This is a genomic window from Pseudomonas sp. P179, from assembly GCF_000478485.2.
Taxonomy (GTDB): Bacteria; Pseudomonadota; Gammaproteobacteria; order Pseudomonadales; family Pseudomonadaceae; genus Pseudomonas; species Pseudomonas aeruginosa.
The window spans coordinates 4811076-4830806 of sequence record NZ_KI517354.1 but is presented as its reverse complement, the minus strand read 5'-3'; the positions used below and the strand labels follow the sequence as shown (position 1 = coordinate 4830806).

The following is a 19731-nucleotide window of genomic DNA, read 5'->3' as shown; positions in this document are numbered from 1 at the left end:
CCCTTGGTCGTATTGCCCGGCAAACCAAGGGTATCCGCGCGGGACGCAGGCCCATGCCGACGGCGGCCTCGGAAGTGTCCGACAACCGCCAAGGCGGATGCGCCAGGCATTCTTGCCCGCTGACAAGCCTCGGACCGAGTTCTATGATGACGGTCCTGACTGACTGACCGCGCAGCATCGCAATGGCCGACCCCGCTTTCCACACCCCGCTAGTCCATGAAGGCATCCTCGCCGTCCGCGGCCCTGACGCCGCCAAGTTCCTCCAGGGCCAGCTGACCTGCAACCTCGCCTACCTCAACGACGAGACCTCCAGCCTCGGCGGCCGCTGCAACATCAAGGGCCGCCTGCTATCGAGCTTCCGCATCCTGCCCGAGGGCGACGGCCTGCTGCTGGCGATGGCCGGCGAGCTGCTCGAGGCCCAGTTGGCGGACCTGAAGAAATACGCCGTATTCTCCAAGGCCAGCCTTGCCGACGAGAGCGCAGCCTGGCTCCGCATAGGCTTGCGCGACGCCAGCGAGGCACTGCGCGCCCTGGGGATAGACACCCCGGCGGAGAGCGGCAGGATCGCCCGCCACGGCGACCTGCTCGCCGTCGCCCTGGGCGACGGCCGCGTCGAGCTATGGGTTCCGGCGCAGCGCGCCGAGGCGGTGCTTGCCACGCTCCGCGAGCACAGCCGCGAGGCGCCGCTCGACGATTGGCTGCTCGGCCAGGTGCGCGCAGGCATCGGCCAGGTGTTCGGCGCTACCCGCGAGCTGTTCATCCCACAGATGATCAACCTGCAGGCGGTCGGCGGGGTCAGCTTCAAGAAGGGCTGCTATACCGGCCAGGAAATCGTCGCCCGCATGCAGTATCTCGGCCGCCTCAAGCGCCGCCTGTATCGCCTGGCGCTGGACGCAGACGAGGTGCCGGCGCCCGGCACCGGGCTGTTCTCGCCAGTCCATTCCACCAGCGTCGGCGAAGTGGTACTGGCCGCCCGTACGCCGGAGAACAGCGTGGAATTGCTCGCCGTGCTGCAGGACGACGCCGTCGCCGACGGCCGGATCAGCCTCGGAAGCGCCGAAGGAGCGCCGCTCGTCCTCCTCAATCTGCCTTACACGCTGGACAGCGACCGCGAAATCCAGCGCTGACCGTAAACTGTGCCTCGCCGTCCGCGGACGGCCCGCCAGTATTCCCATGGCCGGTGCACGTAGAGCGTGCTCCGGCCATTGCGTTTTCAAAGGAAATGCCATGAGCAAGCTTGCCGACAAAGTCCAACAGGACCTGATCCGCGCCATCGATCAGGATGAACTGGTGCTGCCGACCCTGCCCGAGGTGGCCCTGCAGGTCCGTGAGGCGGCGGAAGACCCGGATGTCAGCATCCAGGCCCTGAGCAAGGTGATCGGCAACGACGCGGCGCTGACCGCGCGCATCATCCGCGTGGTGAACAGTCCGCTGCTGCGCAGCCCGAAGGAAATCACCGACCTGCAGATGGCGATCAGCCGGCTGGGCATCAACTACACCTGCAACCTGGCCACCGGCCTGGCCATGGAGCAGATGTTCCAGGCCACCACCGACGTGGTCGACCGCAAGATGCGCGAAGTCTGGAACAAGAGCACCGAGATCGCCGGCATCTGCCACGTGCTGGCCCGTCACTACACCCGCCTGGCGCCGGACCAGGCGACCCTGGCCGGGCTGGTGCACCAGATCGGCGTGCTGCCGATCCTCACCTACGCCGAGGATCACAACGAGCTGCTGTCGGACTCCATCAGCCTGAGCCATGTGATCGAGCGCATCCATCCGCTGATCGGCGAGCGCATCCTCAAGGCCTGGGATTTCCCCGCGCCGATCGCCGAGGTCCCGCGCCAGCACCTGGACTTCACCCGCAACTCGCCGCGCGCGGACTATACCGACCTGGTCCAGGTCGCCACCCTGCAGAGCTACCTTGGCAGCGAGCATCCCTATACCCGCCTGGACTGGAGCCAGATCCCGGCGTTCGCCAAGCTCGGCCTCGAGCCGACCGTCGACATGAAGGAAGACGAGGACCTCTCCAGCGCCCTGGAAGCCGCCACCAGCATGCTGCAATAGACCCCGCCCTACTCCGCCGGGAAGCGCACCCGCACCAGCAAGCCGCCCAGTTCGCCCTGGTCGAGCTGGATCTGCGCCCGGTGCGCCCGGCAGACCTCGCCGACGATCGCCAGCCCCAGGCCGCTGCCGGGGCTGTCGCCGCGCCGGTAGAAGCGCTGGAAGACCCGCTCGCGGTCGGCGGCGGGAATTCCCGGACCATCGTCTTCCACTTCCAGCACGCCCCCCTCCAGCACCCTGAGGATCACGTTGCCGCCCTGCGGGGTGTGCGCCAGCGCGTTGTCCAGCAGGTTGCTGAGCAATTCGTTGAGCAGCGTCGGTTCACCCTGGATCCACACCGGCCCGGCGCTTTCCAGCGCCAGCGAGGCTCCCCGCGCATAGGCCAGCGGCGCCAGCGCCAGGCCCAGTTCCCGGGCCAGGGCGGTCAGGTCGATACGCTCGGCGCCGCCCTCGGCGATGGCCTGGGCGCCGCTTTCGATGCGCGCCAGGGAGAGCAGCTGGTTGGCCAGGTGGATCAGGCGGTCGGTGTTCTTCGCCGTGGTCTCCAGGGTCGAACGCCAGGCTTCCGGCTCCTGCTCGCGCAGGCCCAGTTCCAGGCGCGCCTTGAGCGCCGCCAGCGGCGTGCGCAACTCGTGGGCGGCATCGGCGATGAAGTGCGACTGCCGCTCGAACAGGCTGCGCAAGCGCTGGGTGAAGTGGTTCAGCGACTCCACCAGCGGCCGCAATTCATGCTGGACCTCTAGCATCGGCAACGGCCGCAGGTCGTCCGGCTGGCGCTCTTCCACCTCGCGGCGCAGGCGATCCAGCGGACGCAGCGCGGCGCTCACCGCCAGCCACACCAGCACCAGCGCGCCGACGCCGAGGACGCCCAGGCGCAGCAGGGTATCGGTCATCAGGCTGCGCGCCATGCGCTCGCGGGCGCCTTCGGTCTCCGCCACGCGGATCTCCGCCATGCCGCTCATGCTCGGTTCGCTGACCGGTTGCAGCAGGCTCACCACGCGTACGTCGACGCCCTGGTAGACGCCGTCGTAGAACTTGGCCAGGGCCGGGTAGTCGTCGGTGCGCAGGGTATCGGCGGGTGCCGCCGGAAGATTCTCGTAGCCGGAGATCATCCGTCCGTGGATGTCGTTGACCTGGTAGAAGATCCGCCCGGCGCTGTCGTAGGCGAAGGTATCCAGTGCCACGTAGGGGACGTCGGCGCGCAGGGTGCCGTCCTTCTCGTAGAGCCCGTCGGCGATCGCCCGCGCCGAGGCCAGCAAGGTCCGGTCGTAGGCGGTGTCGGCCACCTCGCGACCGTTCCAGTAGGCGCTCAGGCCGCTCGCCAGGAGCACCAGCAGCAGGAGCAGGGCCAGCCACAGCAGCAGCCTTCCGCGCAGGCTGCCGGCATCAGTCACCCTGCGCCTCCAGCAGGTAGCCGAGGCCGCGGAAGGTGACGATGCGCACGGCGCCGCCTTCCAGCTTCTTGCGCAGGCGGTGGACGTAGATCTCGATGGCGTCGGCGCTGGCCTCCTCGTCCAGGCCGAAGACCTGGGCGGCCAGTTGCTCCTTGCTCATCACCCGCCCCGGACGGGCGATCATCGCTTCCAGCACCGCCTGTTCCCGCGAGGTCAGGGTCAGCGGCTGCTCGTCGAGGCTGAAGCGCCGGGTGCCGAGGTCGTAGACCAGGGCGCCGCAGCGCTGCAACTGTTCGCCACCGAGCACGCTGCGGCGCAGCAGGGCCTTGACCCGCGCCTCCAGCTCGGACAGTTCGAAAGGCTTTGCCAGGTAGTCGTCGGCGCCGAGATTGAGGCCGTGCACCCGGTCCTTCACCTCGCCGCGCGCAGTCAGCATCAGCACCGGCAGGGTCTTGCCGCGCCCGCGCAGGCGCGCCAGCACCTCGAAGCCGTCCATCCGCGGCAGGCCGACGTCGAGGATCGCCAGGGCGTACTCCTCGCTGGCCAGGGCCAGGTCGGCGGCCACCCCGTCCTGCAGCAGGTCTACCGTCCAGCCGGCGCCCTTGAGCGCCTGGACCACGCTTTCGGCGAGCTGCGGATGATCTTCCACCAGAAGGATGCGCATGGACGGTTCTCCACCACCGGATGAGGGCACAAGAGGCGAAGTGTACCGGGGAAAACCCTCCGGTAAATGGCTTCTCTGCCACCGGGGATTGCTGAAAGCCTGGCGAAAGCTTGGCGCCTTAGGATCAGTCGATGGACGGCGCAGATCGTCCGCCAAAACGCCTTGCAGCGTGGTGCTCGGCGTACAAGAACAAGAATCGGAGACCACTGCATGTCGACTTCCCTGCCGCAGGCCGCAAGGTCTGTACGTTCGTCCCGCAGCACCACCCTGACCACCACCGCCGTCGTGCTCGCCAGCATCGCGCCCCTGGGCAACGCCGCCGGCTTCCTCGAAGACAGCAAGGCCAGCCTGGAAACCCGCAACTTCTACATGAACCGCGACTTCCGCGACGGCCCCGGCCAGTCCAAGCGCGAGGAGTGGGCGCAAGGCTTCATCCTCAACCTGCAGTCCGGCTACACCCAGGGCACCGTCGGCTTCGGCCTCGACGCCATGGGCATGCTCGGCGTCAAGCTCGACTCCGGCCGCGGCCGCAGCGGTACCGGACTGCTGCCGAAGGATTCCGACGGCCGCGCGCCGGACACCTACTCGAAACTGGGCCTGACCGCCAAGGTCAAGGTCTCGCAGAGCGAGCTGAAGGTCGGCACGCTGATTCCGAAGCTGCCATCGGTACAACCGAACAACGGGCGGATCTTCCCGCAGATATTCGAAGGCGCGCTGCTCACCTCGAAGGAGATAAAGGACCTCGGCTTCACCGCCGGGCGCCTGGAAAAGACCAAGATCCGCGACTCCAGCGACTCCGAGGACCTCGCGCTGAACGACAAGAACGGCCGCTTCGCCGGGGTCAGCGCCGATCACTTCGACCTCGGCGGACTGGACTACAAGCTCACCGACCAACTCACCGCCAGCTATCACTACAGCAACCTGCAGGACGTCTACCGCCAGCACTTCGTCGGCCTGCTGCACAGCTGGCCGATCGGTCCCGGCGAACTGACCAGCGACCTGCGCTTCGCCCGCAGCACCGACAGCGGCTCGGCCAAGGCCGGCGGCATCGACAACAAGTCGCTCAACGGCATGTTCACCTACAGCCTTGGCAACCATGCCTTCGGTGCGGCCTGGCAGCGAATGAACGGCGACGACGCCTTCCCCTACCTGGAAGGCAGCAACCCGTACCTGGTCAACTTCGTCCAGGTCAACGACTTCGCCGGCCCCAAGGAGCGTTCCTGGCAACTGCGCTACGACTACGACTTCGTCGGCCTCGGCATTCCCGGCCTGACCTTCATGACCCGCTACGTCAAGGGCGACAATGTCGAACTCGCCGGGCAGCGCGGCGAAGGCCGCGAATGGGAACGCAACACCGAACTGCAGTACGTGTTCCAGAGCGGCGCGCTGAAGAACCTCGGAATCCGCTGGCGCAACGCGACCTTCCGTTCCAATTTCACCCGCGACATCGATGAGAACCGCCTGATCGTCAGCTATACCCTGCCGATCTGGTAAGCCAGAACAAGAACTCCACAGGAGCACCGATGATGATGAAACTGTCTTTTCGTCCCCTCGCCTTGGTTGCCGCCGGCCTGCTGCTGGCCGGCGCCGCCGTGGCCGAACCCAAGCGTCCCGAATGCATCGCCCCGGCGTCCCCCGGCGGCGGTTTCGACCTCACCTGCAAGCTGGCCCAGAGCGCCCTGGTCGAGGCCAAGCTGCTGAGCAAGCCGATGCGCGTCACCTACATGCCCGGCGGCGTCGGCGCGGTCGCCTATAACGCGGTGGTCGCCCAACGCCCGGGCGACGCCGGCACCATCACCGCCTTCTCCAGCGGCTCGCTGCTGAACCTGGCCCAGGGCAAGTTCGGCCGCTTCGACGAGAACGCGGTGAAATGGCTGGCCGCCATCGGCACCAGCTACGGCGCCATCGCGGTACGCACCGACTCGCCCTACAAGGGCCTCGACGACCTGGTGAAGGCGCTCAAGGCCGACCCGAGCAAGGTGGTGATCGGCTCCGGCGGCACCGTCGGCAGCCAGGACTGGATGCAGACCGCGCTGATCGCCAAGGCCGCCGGGATCAATCCGCGCGACCTGCGCTACGTGGCCCTGGAAGGCGGCGGCGAGATCGCCACCGCGCTGCTCGGCGGGCACATCCAGGTCGGCAGCACCGACATTTCCGACTCCATGCCGCACATCCTCAGCGGCGACATGCGCCTGCTCGCGGTGTTCTCCGAAGAACGCCTGCCGGAGGCGGCGATGGCCAACATCCCCACCGCCAAGGAACAGGGCTACGACATCGTCTGGCCGGTAGTTCGCGGGTTCTACCTCGGGCCGAAGGTCAGCGACGAAGACTACGCCTGGTGGAAGAACGCCTTCGACCAACTGCTGGCCTCCGAGGACTTCGCCAAGCTGCGCGACCAGCGCGAGCTGTTCCCCTTCGCCATGACCGGCGAGGAACTCGACGGCTACGTGAAGCAGCAGGTCCAGCAGTACAAGCAACTGGCCAAGGACTTCGGCCTGATCCAGTAAGCCAGCCCGCGCGCGGCCGGGCCACGGCCGCGCCACGAGGATAGTCCCATGACCCGTTCCAACCTGTACCAGCGCCTGTTCGCCGGGCTCTGGCTGCTCGCCTGCGTCGGCCTGGCGGTCGCCGGCTGGCGTTACCAGGCGCCGTTTTCCTACGAACCGGTCGGCCCGCGCGCCTACCCGCTGCTCTGCCTGGCGCTGATGGGCGCCGGCCTGGCCTGGTTGATCGTGCGGCCGACGCCGATCCGCCACGCCGAGGACGAACAGCCGCTGAGCGGCGCCGTGCTGCTCAAGGTGCTCGCCTGCATCGCCCTGCTGCTGGTGTTCGCCGGTCTGTTCGAAGCGCTCGGTTTCATCCTCAGCGCCGCCCTGGTCGGCTCCTGCATGGCCATTCTCTACGGCGCCCGGCCAATCCCTGCGGTGGTCACCGCGAGCCTGCTCGGGATCGGCCTCTACTGGCTGTTCGACCGCGCCCTGGACGTCCCGCTGCCGCTGGGCGTTCTCGACTTCCTGCCGCTGTGAGGACTTCGTGATGGAAACCTTGAACTACCTCGGCCAGGGCTTCGGCGTCGCGATGACGCCGACCAACCTGATCACCGCGCTGATCGGCACCCTGATCGGCACCATCGTAGGCCTGCTGCCAGGCCTCGGTCCGATCAACGGCGTGGCACTGCTGATCCCGGTGGCCTTCGCCCTCGGCCTGCCGCCGGAAACCGCGCTGATCCTGCTCGCCGCCGTATACCTGGGCTGCGAATACGGCGGGCGGATCAGCTCGATCCTGCTCAACATCCCCGGCGAAGCCTCGACCGTGATGACCACCCTCGACGGCTACCCGATGGCACGCAAGGGCCTGGCCGGCGTGGCCCTGTCGCTGTCGGCCTGGAGTTCGTTCATTGGCGCTTTCATCGCCACCTGCGGGATGGTCCTGTTCGCCCCGCTGCTGGCCAAGTGGGCGATCGCCTTCGGTCCGGCGGAATATTTCGTGCTGATGGTGTTCGCCATCGTCTGCCTCGGCGGGATGGCCGGCGACCGCCCGCTGAAGACCCTGCTGGCGGCGCTGCTCGGGCTGTTCCTGTCGAGCGTCGGGATCGACGCCAACAGCGGCGTGTACCGCTTCACCGGGGACAGCATCCACCTCGCCGACGGCATCCAGTTCGTGGTCCTGGTGCTGGGCCTGTTCTCGGTCAGCGAGATCCTCCTGCTGCTGGAGAAGACCCACCACGGCCAGGAGGCGGTGAAAGCCACCGGACGCATGCTGTTCAACTTCAAGGAGGCCGCCAGCGTATTCCTGGTCAACCTGCGCTGCGGTCTGCTCGGTTTCGTCATGGGCGTACTGCCCGGCGCCGGCGCGACCCTGGCAAGCGCGGTGGCCTATATGACCGAGAAGAAGCTGGCCGGTGCCAAGGGCGAGTTCGGCAAGGGCGACATGCGCGGCCTGGCCGCTCCCGAGACCGCCATCGGCGCCTCCGCCTGCGGCGCCATGGTGCCGATGCTGACCCTCGGCGTGCCCGGCTCGGGTACCACTGCGGTGATGATCGGCGCCCTGACCCTGTACAACATCACTCCCGGCCCGCTGCTGTTCCAGCAGCAACCGGACATCGTCTGGGGCCTGATCGCCTCGCTGTTCATCGCCAACGTCATGCTGATCATCCTCAACGTGCCGATGGTCCGCGTATTCACCCGCATCCTCGCGGTGCCGAACTGGGCCCTGGTGCCGGCCATCGCGATCATCACCGGGATCGGCGTGTACGGCGTGCATGCGACCACCTTCGACCTGTTCCTGATGGTCGGCATCGGCGTGATCGGCTATATCCTGCGCAAGCTCGACTTCCCGCTCTCGCCGCTGCTGCTGGGCTTCATCCTCGGTGGACTGATGGAGCAGAACCTGCGCCGCGCGCTGTCGATCTCCAACGGTGAACTGGGCATCCTCTGGTCGAGCCCGATCAGCCTGGTGACCTGGGCGCTGGTGGTGGTAATGCTGCTGTTGCCGCTGGTCCGCGCCTGGCGCCGCCGCGTGGCCCGTCGCGCGACAGGGCTGGCCGATGCCTGAGCGCGTCACCTGGAGGCTGTACTGGGCGACGCCGCTGGTGGGCGCCCTTGGCGGCTGGCTGGCAAGCCTGGTCGGCTGGCCGCTGCCGTGGATGATCGGCTCGCTGCTTGCGGTGATGCTGGTGCGTTGCCTGGCCGACCTGCCGCTGGCCGAAGTGCCGGGGGCACGCAAGTGCGGGCAATGGATCGTCGGCATCGGCATCGGCCTGCACTTCACCCCGGCAGTGATCGAGCAAGTGCTGGCGCATAGCGTGATCATCGTCTTCGGCGCCGTGGCCACCACGCTTTCCAGCGTGCTGGCGATCGCCTTCATGCGCCGCAGCGGCGAGGACCGCGCCACCGCGTTCTTCGCCAGCATGCCCGGTGGTGCCAGCGAGATGGTCAACCTCGGGCAGCGCCACGGCGCGGTGCTCAGCCGCGTCGCTGCAGCGCAGAGCCTGCGCCTGTTGCTGGTAGTGCTGCTGGTGCCGGCGGCGTTCCAGTACCTGCTCGGCGGCGGCCAGCCAGGCCCGCACCAGGCCGCGCCGGTGGACTGGCACTGGCTGGCCCTGCTGTTCCCGGCCGGGGCGCTGGTCGCGCTGGGCTGGCAGAAGTTGCGCCAACCCAATCCCTGGCTGCTCGGCCCGCTGTTGCTGGCGGCCGGCGTCAGCCTCGGCTTCGACCTGCATATCGGCCTGCCGGCCGGTTCCAGCGGCGTCGGCCAATGGCTGATCGGCAGCGCCCTGGGTTGCCATTTCAACCGCAGTTTCTTCCGCAGCGCTCCAGCCTTCGTCAGTCGTACCCTGGTCTGCACGCTGTGGATGATGTTCGCCGCGGCGCTCGCCGCCGAGTTGCTCGGCTGGCTGACCACCCTCGACCACCAGTCGCTGATGCTCGGCATGATGCCCGGCGGCATCGCCGAGCTGAGCCTGACCGCCGAAGCCTTGCAGCTCTCGGTGCCGCTGGTCACCGCCTTGCAGGTACTGAGGCTATTGCTGGTGCTGTTCCTCGCCGAGCCGTGCTTCCGCTACTGGAGGAAGCGCGCCGGCTGATCGAGCCACGCCGCCACACTGGATGTGTGGCGTTTTCCAGCCCGCCTCGTGCGGGCTTTTTTTTCCGGGCGCGGTCAGAGGCACACAGCGGCGCCCACCATGTGAAGAGCTGGGCGACAGCGGCCTTCAGAGGTCCGGCAGCGACCAGTCGATAGGCGTCTTGCCGTTCTGCTCGAGGAACTTGTTGGTGCGGCTGAAGTGGCCGTTGCCGAGGAAACCGCGGTAGGCCGACAACGGCGACGGGTGCGCCGACTTGAGAATCAGGTGGCGCTGCGGGTCGATCAGCTTCTGCTTGCTCTGCGCGTGGCTGCCCCAGAGCAGGAACACCAGGCGCTCGCAACGCTCGTTGACCACCTCGATGACGCGGTCGGTGAACGGCTGCCAGCCGGCATTGGCGTGGGAGCCGGCCTTGGCCTGCTCGACGGTCAGGGAGGTATTGAGCAACAGCACGCCCTGCTCCGCCCAGCGCTGCAGGTAGCCGTTGTTGGGAATCGGGATGTTCAGGTCGCGGTTGAGTTCCTTGTAGATGTTCTGCAAGGACGGCGGCGTCGGCACGCCGGGCTGCACCGAGAAGCACAGGCCGTGGGCCTGGCCTGGTCCGTGGTAGGGATCCTGGCCGATGATCACCACCTTGACGTTCTCCAGCGGCGTGGTGTTCAGCGCGTTGAAGATCAATGGCCCGGGCGGAAAGATCACCTTGCCGGCGGCCTTCTCCTGGCGCAGGAACTCGCCCAGTTGCTTCATGTAGGGCTTGTCGAATTCCTCGCGCAGCGCTTCCTTCCAACTCGCCTCGAGCTTGATGCGGTCGTCGTTATCGGTCATGGAACCCCCTGTCTCGGTACTGAAAAAGTCGTCCGGCCTTTTTCAGAAGGTCGCCGACAGCCTGTGGCCGCGGAACCGTAGAAAAGCCCGCCGCGCTTGTCAATCTCGGGACAGGCGGGCCTCTTCCACCGGATACTTCACGCGCACCCGGTTGCGGTACAGGCACTCGCTGGCCAGCAGGGTGCCGGCCTGGCCCTTTTCCCGGATGTCGCGCCAGATCTCGTTGAGCCTCAGCACCGCATCGCCGTCGCGGACAAAGCGCTGGGCCCTCTCATAGACGTGGTAGCGCACAGGGCGCGGCGCGCTGCACAGCAGTTCGCCTTCCAGTTGGTGGGCGGCGATATGGAAGCGCAGCTGGAAGGTATCCGCCGTCGGATTGTGCAGCACCAGGTCGATGAAGTTGTAGAAGATCGCCGCGCCCGAGCCGAACGGCAGGATCCGTCCCTCGTCGGGAAACGGGTCGAAGCTGTGGTTGGCCCGCTCCACCACGCGCAGCGGGGAATGCAGGGCCATCCAGTGGATCAGGTTGCTCAGTTGGCAGATGCCGCCGCCGATTCCGCTGCGCGCCTCGCCGAAGGACAACTCCATACCTTCGACGAAGCCACGCCGGGCGCTGGGCCGACCGACCAGCCGGCAGAACGAGAAGTACTCGCCGGGGCCGATGCTCACGCCGTTCATGCAGTCCACCGCCAGGCGCAGGTTGACCACCTTGTTGCGTTGCAGGGCGAGGTCGCTGTCGCCGAGGCGGCGGATCAACTTCGAGGTGTGCTTGATGTAGCGGTACGGCAGGCGCTCGTCGACCGATGGCAACCGCACGTAGCGACGGCCGCCAAGACGCCAGCGGCAGTGCCGCCAGAGACGTCGTTGCCAGACCCGCAGCCAGTAGAGCCAGGGGTGGTAGAGCGATAGGGGTTTGCGCATCGACGATCCTTGTCGGTCTCGGCCCACGGGCAGGATGCAGCATTATGCCCGGAGCACTAGCCCTGGTGCAGCGCCCGGTAGTGACTGGGCGCCATGCCCACCACCTTGCGGAACAGCCGCGAGAAGTAATAGGGATCGGCGTAGCCAAGCTGCTCGGCGATCTGCCGCACCTCCAGCGCGCCCTCGTCGAGCAGGCGGCAGGCATGGGCCATCTTCATCTGGATGAAATCCTGGATCGGCGCCTGGCCGGTCAGGGCGCGATAGGTCTTGGCGAAATGGAAGCGCGACAGCTTGAACTGCGCCGCCAGCTCGTCGAGGTTGAGGCTGTCGTGCAGGTGCGCGCGCATCAGCGCCTGCACCGCGTCGATGTCCAGCACCCGCCCGGATTTCAGGCTGGCCCGCGCCGGACGCACCGCCAGCGAGGTGAGCAGGCCCTGCAACAGGTGCGCGGCATGGATGAAGTGCGGCAGGCTGAGGCCCTGGCGACGCAGCGCCAGCAGCGCGTCGAACTCCGCCAGCAGGCGCGGCTGCATGCCCAGGCGCAGGCGCGGAGCGCTGCCCAGCGGGCGCAGGAAGTCCTCCGCCAAGAGGCCTTCGAAATGTACCCAGTAGATGCTCCAGGGCCGCTGCGGGTCGGCGCCGTAGGCGTGTTCCAGGCCCTTGGGCAGGACCAGCAGGTCGCCGCCGCCGACCTCGACGCGCTCGTCGGCGCACTCCAGCCAGCCGCGTCCGGCACGGCAGTAGATCAACAGATGGTCGTCCGGCGCGCGCCGCTGCATGTGGTGGCCATGCGCCTCCGGGTAGTAACCGAGGGCCAGTGGGTAGCAGGCCTGGCCGAGCGGATGGCGGGCCAGGGCGCGACGCAGGCGGGGCGGCGTGATGAAACGCACCCCCTGGTTGGGCAGGGGCCAGGCGGAGGTCTGTACGGAACGCTTCACGGCGACGCGACTCGGCAGTCTGAATCCCAAGATCGTCCATCCCTTGCGCAAGATCGTCAATCCACAGGCGGCTTGCGGCCGGCTATAACGACTCAAAACAACATCCCGGTCCACCGGGAAGCGGAGGCGACGATGGCCAAGGCAATCCCCCAGCTGATCGACGGCGAATGGCGCGGCAGCCGTTCCCGCGAACTGATCGAAGTCACCGATCCGGCGACCCAGGACGTCCTCGCGCTGGCGCCGAAGGCCACCGCCGACGAGATCGAGCAGGCCATCGCCAGCGCCCAGCGCGCCTTCGAGACCTGGCGCGAAGTCCCGGCTCCCGAGCGAGCGCGGTTGATGCTGCGCTACCAGCACCTGCTCAAGGAACACCACGACGAACTCGGCGAACTGCTGGCCCGGGAGACCGGCAAGAACCTCGCCGATGCCAAGGGCGACGTGTGGCGCGGCATCGAGGTGGTCGAACACGCCGCCAACGTGGCCAGCCTGATGATGGGCGAGACGGTGGAAAACGTCGCCCGCGAGATCGACACCGCCAGTTGGATCCAGCCCCTCGGTGTGTGCGCCGGGATCACCCCGTTCAATTTCCCGGCGATGATCCCGCTGTGGATGTTCCCGCTAGCCATCGCCTGCGGCAACACCTTCGTCCTCAAGCCCTCCGAACAGGATCCGCTGACACCCAACCGCCTCGCCGAGCTGTTCCTCGAGGCCGGCGCGCCGAAGGGCGTGCTGCAGGTGATTCATGGCGGCCGCGAGCAGGTCGATGCCCTCCTTACCCACCCGGACATCCGGGCGATTTCCTTCGTCGGCTCGGTCGCCGTCGGCCAGCACGTGTACCGCACCGGCACCGCGCACCTGAAGCGGGTGCAGGCCTTCGCCGGGGCGAAGAACCACATGGTGATCCTCCCCGACGCGAACAAGGCCCAGGTTCTCGGCAACCTGGTCGGCGCCAGTTGCGGCGCCGCCGGCCAGCGCTGCATGGCGATCAGCGCGGCGGTGTTCGTCGGCGCGGCGCGCGAGTGGATTCCCGAACTGGCCGAGCGGATGGCCGCCCTGCGCCCCGGCCACTGGCAGGACCCGGACGCCGCCTATGGTCCGCTGATCAGCCCGCAGGCGCGCCAGCGCGTGCTGCGCCTGATCGCCGAAGGCAAGGCGGAAGGCGCCGAGTGCCTGCTCGACGGCTCGCAGTGCCAGGTCGAAGGCTATCCCAACGGCAACTGGCTCGGTCCCACCCTGTTCCGCGCAGTGACGCCGAAGATGGGCCTGTACCGCGAGGAAATCTTCGGCCCGGTGCTGGCCTGCCTGGAGGTGGAAAGCCTGGAAGAGGCCATCGCCCTGGTCAACGCCAACCCCTATGGCAATGGAACAAGCCTGTTCACCCGCTCCGGCGGCGCCGCTCGGCGCTACCAGCACGCGGTGCAGGTCGGCCAGGTGGGTATCAACGTGCCGATCCCGGTACCGCTGCCGTTCTTCTCCTTCACCGGCTGGAAGGGTTCCTTCTACGGCGACCTGCACGCCTACGGCAAGCAGGCGGTGCGCTTCTATACCGAGACCAAGACCGTCACCAGCCGCTGGCTCGACGATGAACCGACGACCGACGAATCGTCGGCCGGCCCGAACATGACCATCCATCTCAAGTGACCCGAGGACCTATGGATTTCGACCTCACCGAAGAACAACGCCTGCTGGTGGAGAGCGCCCGCGCCTTCGCCCGCCACGAACTGGCGCCGAAGGCGGCCGACTGGGACCGCGACCATCACTTCCCGGTGGAAGTCATCCGCGCCGCCGCCGAACAGGGCTACCTCGGCCTGTACATCGCCGAGGAAGACGGCGGCCTGGGCCTGTCGCGGCTGTCCACTTCGCTGATCTTCGAGCAACTGGCCGCCGGCTGCGTGGCCACTACCGCCTACATCAGCATCCACAACATGGCCGCCTGGATGCTCGCCTCGTTCGGCGACGCGGCGCTGAAGGAGGCCTGGCTGCCCGGCCTGATCGGCGGCGAGTCGCTCGCCTCCTATTGCCTGACCGAGCCCGATGCCGGCTCCGACGCCGCGCGCCTGCGCACCCGCGCCCGCCGCGAGGGCGACGAATACGTGCTGGACGGCAGCAAGTGCTTCATTTCCGGCGCCGGCAGCACCCAGGTGCTGATCGTCATGGCGCGCACCGGCGAGGACGGCGCCAGGGGCATCTCCTGCTTCCTGGTGCCGGCCGACGCGCCCGGCATCCGCTACGGCCGCAACGAGGACAAGATGGGCTGGCGCGCGCAGCCGACCCGCACCATCACCTTCGAAGGCGTGCGCATCCCCGCCGGCAACCGCATCGGCCCGGAGGGCCAGGGCTTCGTCTATGCCATGAAAGGCCTCGACGGCGGCCGCCTGAACATCGCCAGTTGTTCCCTGGGCGCCGCCCAGGCGGCGCTGGAGCAGTCGATGCGCTACGTCGAGGAGCGCGAGCAGTTCGGCAAGCCGCTGGCGACCTTCCAGGCCTTGCAGTTCAAGCTCGCCGACATGCTCACCGAACTCACCGCCAGCCGCCAGATGGTCCGCCTCGGCGCCCATCGGCTGGACCGCGGCGACGCCGAGGCGACCCTGTACTGCGCAATGGCCAAGCGCTTCGCCACCGACCGCTGCTTCGATGTCTGCAACGAGGCCTTGCAACTGCACGGCGGCTACGGCTATCTCAACGATTATCCGCTGGAGCGCTGGGTACGCGACACCCGCGTGCACCAGATCCTCGAAGGCACCAACGAAATCATGCGGGTGATCGTCGCCCGCCGCCTGCTGGAGCAGGGCGGCATGCTCGATCGCCTGCTGTGAACGCCGCGAACCATCGCATCCGATAGTGCCGGGACGCCCCGGCCCATGATCCAGTGAGGGACTTCATGAACACTGCCGTCGAACCCTACAAGGCTTCCTCCTTCGACCTGACCCACAAGCTCACCGTGGAAAAGCACGGGCACACCGCGCTGATCACCATCAACCACCCGCCGGCCAACACCTGGGACCGCGACTCGCTGATCGGCCTCCGCCAACTGATCGAGCACCTCAACCGCGACGACGATATCTACGCCCTGGTAGTGACCGGCCAGGGGCCGAAGTTCTTCTCCGCCGGCGCCGACCTGAACATGTTCGCCGACGGCGACAAGGCCCGCGCTCGCGAGATGGCCCGCCGCTTCGGCGAAGCCTTCGAGGCGCTGCGCGATTTCCGCGGGGTGTCGATCGCGGCGATCAACGGCTACGCCATGGGCGGCGGGCTGGAGTGCGCCCTCGCCTGCGACATCCGCATCGCCGAGCGCCAGGCGCAGATGGCCCTGCCGGAGGCCGCGGTGGGCCTGCTGCCCTGCGCCGGCGGGACCCAGGCGCTGCCCTGGCTGGTGGGCGAAGGCTGGGCCAAGCGGATGATCCTCTGCAACGAGCGGGTGGATGCGGAAACCGCCCTGCGCATCGGCCTGGTCGAACAGGTGGTGGACAGCGGCGAGGCGCGCGGCGCCGCCCTGCTGCTGGCGGCCAAGGTGGCACGCCAGAGCCCGGTGGCGATCCGCACCATCAAGCCGCTGATCCAGGGTGCCCGCGAACGCGCGCCGAACACCTGGCTGCCGGAGGAGCGCGAGCGCTTCGTCGATCTGTTCGACGCCCAGGACACCCGCGAAGGGGTCAACGCCTTCCTCGAGAAGCGCGATCCCAAGTGGCGCAACTGCTGAGCCTTCCCATCGAACCCGGCGGGCTGCGCCACAGCCCGCCCGAGCCGAGAGCCCCGACATGAACGTGCTTTTCGAAGAACGCCCGAGCCTGCATGGCTTCCGCATCGGCATTGCCACCCTGGATGCGGAAAAGAGTCTGAACGCCCTGTCCCTGCCGATGATCGAGGCCCTGGCGGCGAAACTCGACGCCTGGGCCGAGGACGCCGGCATCGCCTGCGTGCTGTTGCGCGGCAACGGCGCCAAGGCCTTTTGCGCCGGCGGCGACGTGCGCAAGCTGGTGGACGCCTGCCGCGAGCAACCCGGCGAGGTACCGGCCCTGGCGCGACGCTTCTTCGCCGATGAATACCGCCTCGACTACCGCATCCATACCTACCCGAAACCCTTCATCTGCTGGGCCCACGGCTATGTGATGGGTGGCGGCATGGGGCTGATGCAGGGTGCCGGGATTCGCATCGTCACCCCGTCCAGCCGCCTGGCGATGCCGGAGATCGGCATCGGCCTGTACCCAGACGTCGGCGCCAGCTGGTTCCTCGCCCGCCTGCCCGGCAGGCTCGGCCTGTTCCTCGGCCTGAGCGCGGCGCAGATGAACGCCCGCGACGCTCTCGACCTCGACCTGGCCGACCGCTTCCTTCTCGACGACCAGCAGGACGCCCTGCTCGCCGGCCTGGTGCAGATGAACTGGAACGAGTCGCCCCAAGTGCAACTTCACAGCCTGCTTCGCGCCCTCGAACACGAGGCCCGCGGCGAACTGCCGGAGGCCCAGTTGCTCCCGCGCCGGCCGCGCCTGGACGCACTGCTCGACCAGCCGGACCTGGCGAGCGCCTGGCAGGCGCTGGTGGCGCTGCGCGACGACGCCGACCCGCTGCTTGCGCGTGGCGCGAAGACCCTGGCCGAGGGCTGCCCGATGACCGCGCATCTGGTCTGGCAGCAGATCGAGCGTGCGCGCTACCTGTCGCTGGCCGAGGTGTTCCGCCTGGAATACGCCATGAGCCTGAACTGCACGCGCCATCCGGACTTCGCCGAGGGGGTACGCGCAAGGCTGATCGATCGCGACAACGCACCGAACTGGCATTGGCCGCAGGTGGAATCGATCCCGCAGGCGGTGATCGAGGCGCACTTCGAGCCGACCTGGGAGGGCGAGCATCCGCTGGCGGGGCTCTGATCCGCCGCGCCGCCCTCTGCCGAAGGAGGGCGCGGGCCCGCCACGTCCATAGCGTCTAAGCTGTTTCACAGCATCCCCAAGAGGCCTCGCGGCCGCCACAGGAGGAGCTCCATGAAACAGATCGCCTTCATCGGCCTCGGCCACATGGGCGCGCCGATGGCCACCAACCTGCTCAAGGCCGGCTACCTGCTGAACGTCTTCGACCTGGTGCAGAGCGCCGTCGACGGCCTGGTCGCCGCCGGCGCCAGCGCCGCCCGCAGCGCCCGCGACGCGGTGCAGGGCGCCGACGTGGTCATCAGCATGCTGCCGGCCAGCCAGCACGTCGAAGGCCTGTACCTCGACGACGATGGCCTGCTCGCGCACATCGCCCCCGGCACCCTGGTGCTGGAATGCTCGACCATCGCCCCGACCTCGGCGCGCAAGGTCCACGCCGCCGCCCGCGAGCGCGGCCTGGCGATGCTCGACGCGCCGGTGTCCGGCGGCACTGCCGGCGCGGCAGCCGGCACCCTGACCTTCATGGTCGGCGGCGACGACGAAGCCCTGGAGAAGGCCCGGCCGCTGTTCGAGGCCATGGGTCGCAACATCTTCCATGCCGGCCCCGACGGCGCCGGCCAGGTGGCCAAGGTGTGCAACAACCAGCTCCTCGCGGTGCTGATGATCGGTACCGCAGAAGCCATGGCCCTGGGCGTGGCCAACGGCCTCGACGCGAAGGTGCTGGCCGAGATCATGCGCCGCAGCTCCGGTGGCAACTGGGCGCTGGAAGTCTACAACCCCTGGCCGGGGGTTATGGAGAACGCTCCGGCGTCGCGCGACTACAGCGGCGGCTTCATGGCCCAGTTGATGGCCAAGGACCTCGGGCTGGCCCAGGAAGCCGCCCAGGCCAGCGCCAGCAGCACGCCGATGGGCAGCCTGGCGCTGAGCCTGTACCGTCTGCTGCTGAAGCAGGGCTATGCGGAGCGGGACTTTTCCGTGGTGCAGAAATTGTTCGATCCGACCCAAGGCCAATAGACAGGCAGGCGGGTCCGCGCCCAGGCTGGTCGATTCGACGATGCGAGGAGCCCGCCTTGAACGCCCTGCTGCTGCGTTACCGTTTCCGCCTGCTGTTCTTTTCCACCGTGCTGTTCACGGCGATCCTCGGCCTGCCGTCGAGCACCAAGCCACGGGTGCTCGGCAGCCTCCTGCTGCTGGTGCTGGCCGGGATGAACACCTTGCGCAGACGCAGTCCGCTGGTCTACCTGACGGCCTTCTTCGGCCTGTTCAGCCTGGCCCTGTACACCACTGCGGACTTCAGCAGTCCCTACTCCAGCCTGCCGCCCGGCCTGCTGCGCGGGCTGAGCCTGATCCTGCTGTACCTGACCCTGTTCGCCGCGCTGTTCCGCCGCGTCACCCAGGAGCGCCCGGTGACCCACGAGCTGCTCTACGGACTCTGCGCGCTCTACCTGCAGATGGCGCTGGCCTTCGCTCTCGCCTACTACATGGTCGAACAGATGCAGCCGGCCAGCTTCATCGCCAGCCATGGCGCACTCGGCCTGGATACCTTCGTCTACTACAGCCTGGTGACCCTGACCACCGTGGGCTACGGCGACATCCAGGCGATCAACCCGCTGGCGCGCCTGCTGGCCGGCAGCGAAGGAGTGATCGGGGTCCTGTTCATCGCCCTCGCCGTGGCCCGCAGCCTGACCCTGATGAGCGACAGCGAGGAGGTCTGATTATTAAGCTGGGCTAACGAGTGCATCCCCCTCGCAGCGGTTTATCCCGGCGAGCGCAGGGCGGATGATGCTGATCGACGCCGCTCTGCGGCATTTCTCGAACGGAAGGTGCAGCATGAAAATCGCCCTGATCGGCGCCACCGGCCACGTCGGCCACTATTTCCTCAACGAAGCCCTGCAACGCGGCCACGCGGTAACCGCCCTGGTCCGCGACCCGAGCAAGCTGGCGGCGCGCGACGGCCTCGGCGTAGTGCAGGCGGACGTCAGCGACCCGGCCCAGGTGGCCAGCGCCGTGGCAGGCCACGAGGTGGTCATCAGCGCTTTCAACGGCGGCTGGGGCAGCGCCGACCTCCGCGCCCGCCACGCCGCCGGCAGCCAGGCCATTCTCGACGGCGTGAAACGCTCCGGCGTGCCGCGCCTGCTGGTTCTCGGCGGCGCCGGGAGCCTGGAGATCGCCCCCGGCCAGCGCCTGGTGGACAGCCCGGAATTCCCCGAGCAGTGGAAGCAGGGCGCCCTCGGCGCCGCCGACGCCCTCGACCAACTGCGCGGCGAGCAACGACTGGACTGGGTGTTCCTCAGCCCGGCGATGCTCCTCGAACCCGGCCAGCGCAGCGGCAAGTTCCGCCTCGGCGGCGACCAGGTCCTGTTTGACGCCAAGGGCGAGAGCCGGATTTCCCTGGAAGACCTGGCGGTAGCCATGCTCGACGAGGCCGAGCAGCCCCGTCATCATCGCCAGCGCTTCACCGTGGCCTACTGAAAAGACCAGGCGCCCCTCT

Annotated in this window: 19 protein-coding genes; 14 read left to right on the top strand and 5 right to left on the bottom strand. The window is 68.0% G+C overall.

Features of this window, described 5'->3' with window-relative positions:
• The first annotated feature begins 182 nt into the window (after window positions 1-182).
• Together HMPREF1224_RS34485 and HMPREF1224_RS34480 are read left to right on the top strand one after the other, a co-directional pair.
• A complete protein-coding gene (locus HMPREF1224_RS34485) occupies window positions 183-1127 on the top strand; it encodes a CAF17-like 4Fe-4S cluster assembly/insertion protein YgfZ (RefSeq protein WP_003114180.1) in 945 nt (314 codons plus the stop codon).
• Between the two features lie 100 nt (window positions 1128-1227).
• Window positions 1228-2064, top strand: coding sequence for an HDOD domain-containing protein (locus tag HMPREF1224_RS34480; protein WP_003085528.1), 837 nt, complete (start codon window positions 1228-1230; stop codon window positions 2062-2064).
• An 8-nt stretch (window positions 2065-2072) separates the two neighbouring features.
• Here the strand turns inward: HMPREF1224_RS34480 and HMPREF1224_RS34475 are convergent, their stop codons facing one another.
• Entirely contained in the window at window positions 2073-3455 is a 1383-nt protein-coding gene (locus HMPREF1224_RS34475; protein ID WP_010793854.1) for a sensor histidine kinase, read from the bottom strand.
• Entirely contained in the window at window positions 3448-4119 is a 672-nt protein-coding gene (locus HMPREF1224_RS34470) for a response regulator (protein WP_003085524.1), read from the bottom strand. The genes HMPREF1224_RS34475 and HMPREF1224_RS34470 overlap by 8 nt, the downstream gene beginning before the upstream one ends.
• A 210-nt stretch (window positions 4120-4329) precedes the next feature.
• On the opposite strand from HMPREF1224_RS34470, the gene HMPREF1224_RS34465 reads away from it, so the two are divergent.
• The 5 genes from HMPREF1224_RS34465 to HMPREF1224_RS34445 are packed head-to-tail and all read left to right on the top strand — an operon-like array spanning window position 4330 to window position 9703.
• On the top strand, window positions 4330-5613 hold the full coding sequence (locus HMPREF1224_RS34465; protein ID WP_003101939.1) for an OprD family porin: 1284 nt from the start codon (window positions 4330-4332) through the stop codon (window positions 5611-5613).
• 29 nt (window positions 5614-5642) lie between these two features.
• Complete coding sequence (locus HMPREF1224_RS34460; RefSeq protein WP_004348207.1) at window positions 5643-6626, top strand: tripartite tricarboxylate transporter substrate binding protein; 984 nt, start codon at window positions 5643-5645, stop codon at window positions 6624-6626.
• 48 nt (window positions 6627-6674) lie between these two features.
• Window positions 6675-7145 carry a tripartite tricarboxylate transporter TctB family protein gene (locus HMPREF1224_RS34455; protein ID WP_010793853.1) on the top strand — a complete coding sequence of 157 codons (471 nt, stop codon included), beginning with the start codon at window positions 6675-6677 and terminating at the stop codon, window positions 7143-7145.
• 10 nt (window positions 7146-7155) lie between these two features.
• The gene (locus tag HMPREF1224_RS34450; RefSeq protein WP_003116509.1) at window positions 7156-8673 is read left to right on the top strand and encodes a tripartite tricarboxylate transporter permease; all 1518 of its coding nucleotides are present in this window, start codon (window positions 7156-7158) and stop codon (window positions 8671-8673) included.
• Window positions 8666-9703 (top strand): AbrB family transcriptional regulator, encoded by a 1038-nt coding sequence (locus tag HMPREF1224_RS34445; protein ID WP_003114172.1) that lies wholly within the window; start codon window positions 8666-8668, stop codon window positions 9701-9703. The genes HMPREF1224_RS34450 and HMPREF1224_RS34445 overlap by 8 nt, the downstream gene beginning before the upstream one ends.
• Window positions 9704-9829: 126 nt before the next feature.
• Here HMPREF1224_RS34445 and ung read toward each other — a convergent pair whose 3' ends face one another.
• The 3 genes from ung to HMPREF1224_RS34430 all read right to left on the bottom strand — a co-directional run bounded on the left by ung (window position 9830) and on the right by HMPREF1224_RS34430 (window position 12384).
• A complete protein-coding gene (gene ung, locus HMPREF1224_RS34440) occupies window positions 9830-10525 on the bottom strand; it encodes a uracil-DNA glycosylase (protein WP_003106436.1) in 696 nt (231 codons plus the stop codon).
• Window positions 10526-10624: 99 nt separating this feature from the next.
• Window positions 10625-11446: a VanW family protein gene (locus tag HMPREF1224_RS34435; protein ID WP_003114171.1), complete on the bottom strand. Its 822-nt coding sequence runs from the start codon at window positions 11444-11446 to the stop codon at window positions 10625-10627.
• 56 nt (window positions 11447-11502) lie between these two features.
• On the bottom strand, window positions 11503-12384 hold the full coding sequence (locus HMPREF1224_RS34430) for an AraC family transcriptional regulator (RefSeq protein WP_010793852.1): 882 nt from the start codon (window positions 12382-12384) through the stop codon (window positions 11503-11505).
• 132 nt (window positions 12385-12516) lie between these two features.
• Here HMPREF1224_RS34430 and HMPREF1224_RS34425 point away from each other — a divergent pair, with 132 nt between their 5' ends.
• The 7 genes from HMPREF1224_RS34425 to HMPREF1224_RS34395 all read left to right on the top strand — a co-directional run bounded on the left by HMPREF1224_RS34425 (window position 12517) and on the right by HMPREF1224_RS34395 (window position 19712).
• Window positions 12517-14025: a CoA-acylating methylmalonate-semialdehyde dehydrogenase gene (locus HMPREF1224_RS34425; protein WP_010793851.1), complete on the top strand. Its 1509-nt coding sequence runs from the start codon at window positions 12517-12519 to the stop codon at window positions 14023-14025.
• 11 nt (window positions 14026-14036) lie between these two features.
• Window positions 14037-15200, top strand: coding sequence for an isobutyryl-CoA dehydrogenase (locus HMPREF1224_RS34420; RefSeq protein WP_003085499.1), 1164 nt, complete (start codon window positions 14037-14039; stop codon window positions 15198-15200).
• 65 nt (window positions 15201-15265) lie between these two features.
• Window positions 15266-16084 (top strand): enoyl-CoA hydratase, encoded by an 819-nt coding sequence (locus tag HMPREF1224_RS34415; RefSeq protein ID WP_003085498.1) that lies wholly within the window; start codon window positions 15266-15268, stop codon window positions 16082-16084.
• 58 nt (window positions 16085-16142) lie between these two features.
• Window positions 16143-17246, top strand: coding sequence for an enoyl-CoA hydratase/isomerase family protein (locus HMPREF1224_RS34410; protein ID WP_003114169.1), 1104 nt, complete (start codon window positions 16143-16145; stop codon window positions 17244-17246).
• Window positions 17247-17357: 111 nt separating this feature from the next.
• Entirely contained in the window at window positions 17358-18254 is an 897-nt protein-coding gene (mmsB, locus tag HMPREF1224_RS34405; RefSeq protein WP_010793850.1) for a 3-hydroxyisobutyrate dehydrogenase, read from the top strand.
• Between the two features lie 56 nt (window positions 18255-18310).
• Complete coding sequence (locus tag HMPREF1224_RS34400; RefSeq protein ID WP_003085490.1) at window positions 18311-18955, top strand: potassium channel family protein; 645 nt, start codon at window positions 18311-18313, stop codon at window positions 18953-18955.
• Window positions 18956-19070: 115 nt separating this feature from the next.
• Window positions 19071-19712 carry an NAD(P)-dependent oxidoreductase gene (locus tag HMPREF1224_RS34395; protein WP_003098346.1) on the top strand — a complete coding sequence of 214 codons (642 nt, stop codon included), beginning with the start codon at window positions 19071-19073 and terminating at the stop codon, window positions 19710-19712.
• Window positions 19713-19731 lie beyond the last annotated feature (19 nt).